The organism is uncultured Campylobacter sp. (assembly GCF_938045405.1).
Lineage (GTDB): Bacteria > Campylobacterota > Campylobacteria > Campylobacterales > Campylobacteraceae > Campylobacter_B.
This window is the reverse complement of sequence record NZ_CALIMW010000276.1, coordinates 1-1,748: the sequence shown is the minus strand read 5'-3', so window position 1 is coordinate 1,748 and position 1,748 is coordinate 1. Positions and strand designations below refer to the sequence as shown.

The 1,748-nt window shown below is 49.1% G+C and carries 2 protein-coding genes; one reads left to right on the top strand and one right to left on the bottom strand.

Annotated features, from left to right (window positions below):
• The first annotated feature begins 267 nt into the window (after positions 1–267).
• Positions 268–795: a hypothetical protein gene (locus tag Q0140_RS11460; RefSeq protein WP_297964704.1), complete on the top strand. Its 528-nt coding sequence runs from the start codon at positions 268–270 to the stop codon at positions 793–795.
• 283 nt (positions 796–1,078) lie between these two features.
• Here the strand turns inward: Q0140_RS11460 and Q0140_RS11455 are convergent, their stop codons facing one another.
• Positions 1,079–1,507, bottom strand: coding sequence for a VOC family protein (locus Q0140_RS11455; protein WP_297964702.1), 429 nt, complete (start codon positions 1,505–1,507; stop codon positions 1,079–1,081).
• Positions 1,508–1,748: the final 241 nt, after the last annotated feature.

Genomic DNA, 1,748 nt, shown 5'->3' with positions numbered 1-1,748 from the left:
AAATTTTAGCGGCTCGCCCGCCTCCTGCGACGATACGCCTATTTTAAGCGATACGCCCGTTTTTCATCTGCGGCTTACGCCCTCTGCCGAGCCTAAATTTAGCGGCGATTTGGAAACGTCATTTTATTTTTAGCCGAATTGATAAAATTTCGCGCAAAATTCTTTATTTTAATACGCGACGAGCAAACAAAATTTTCTAAATTTAGTCGCATTTGACCGCTGCGCCGAGTAAAATGCTATAATCGGCGCCAAATTACGGGAGGCGAGATGGTTTTTGACGAACTTATGGACGCGCTGACGCAAAACGGCTGGCAGATACGGCGCAGGGATGAAATTTGCCCGCCGCAAAGCGAATTTTTGGGCGGCAGATTTAAAAATTTAAGCGAAGATTTTTACCGCTTCGTTTGCTCTTTTGAGACTTTGCATGACGCTACGGACGCCGTTTGGTTCGTATCCGCTAGGGATTATGCATCGCCAAGCGCGGACGAGGCGGAATTTTACTACGAAGATTTTGAAAAAGACAGCCTGGAGTGCGCGGCTAACGATGCGCAAAGAGCCGCCGTGAGCGCGTTTTGGAGCGGGTGCTTGCCGTTTTTGTTTTCGGTCAGAGGCGAGCGCTGCTTCGCAGGCATCCTCACGCAGGGCGCGGACGCGGGCAAGATCGTATTCGGCGCGGAACCGATCTATGAGGATGCTCTACTCATCGCGCAAAGCTTCGAGGAATTTATCGCTCTTTTCCTCGCTGTGCTCACAGACAAAAACGCTGCGAAATATCCGCTTTCTTGTTTTGCGTAGCGGCATGCGATGCGAGCAAAGCGGTACTGCGAGCGCGAATAAAACAGCGACGGGGTGCGGGACACAAATTTTAGACTCGCGCAAAATCTGCGTCGCGGATCATATCGGAGAGTAAAATTTCGCTCGATGTTTAAAGCAAAGCGCGGGAAAAAACGGCGCCGTAAATTATACAAGCCAAAAAAACCCGCCCGATGATTTGCAATACAATTTTAAGTTTAAATTTTACACGTTTGCGCAAAGGCTTCGGCGCCTCCGAACAAGCCTCGTCCGCAGAAATTTTGATCTAAAATTTGAGCAGCCCGTCCTCGTCAAATTTAAAACCGGGCCCCCAAGCAACCTCCCAGTAGTATCCGTCCAGATCGGCAAAATACGCGTGATATCCGCCCCAAAACGTATCTTGGGGCTCCTTGACGATGGTGCCGCCCACCTTTTTTACTAGCTCTATGACGCTAGCTACGTCTTCTTTGTTTTTTACGTTATAGGCTAGCGTGATGCCGCCAAATCCGCTGCCCTTCGGCGGATTGTTTTCGCTGGTATCTCGCGCCAGCGCGTCTAGCGGATAGAGCTCAAATTTAGTCCCAGGCGTATTGAAAAAACATACCGGCGGATTGTCCTCTTTGCAGTCCGTCTCGTAACCTAGGCCGTCTCTGTAAAATTTCAGCGCCCTTTGCATGCTTCGCACACCTAGGCAGATGCAGGTTATTTTGTTCATTTTCGCCTCCATAAATTTTAACGTATCTATTTTAGTTTCTTATGCCGTAGTCGAGCCTGCGCTCAAACAAGCGGTCGCTGCGATAGCCGAGCGCGCCGTACAAGCTTTTAATCGCCGATCATGAAATTCTAAAATTCCGCCTCCAAGCTCGGCGTTAAATTTTAAAATTTAGGATGCTTTCGATCTGCCCTGCAAGCTAAGTCAAAGTCCGCGCTTTACGGCTCAAACGAGCAAGCCTTTA

What these genes read in the sequence shown, in the direction of transcription:
- Q0140_RS11460 (WP_297964704.1), top strand. Translation starts at nt 268, where the DNA reads ATGGTTTTTGACGAACTTATGGACGCGCTGACGCAAAACGGCTGGCAG.
- Q0140_RS11455 (WP_297964702.1), bottom strand. Translation starts at nt 1,507, where the DNA reads ATGAACAAAATAACCTGCATCTGCCTAGGTGTGCGAAGCATGCAAAGG.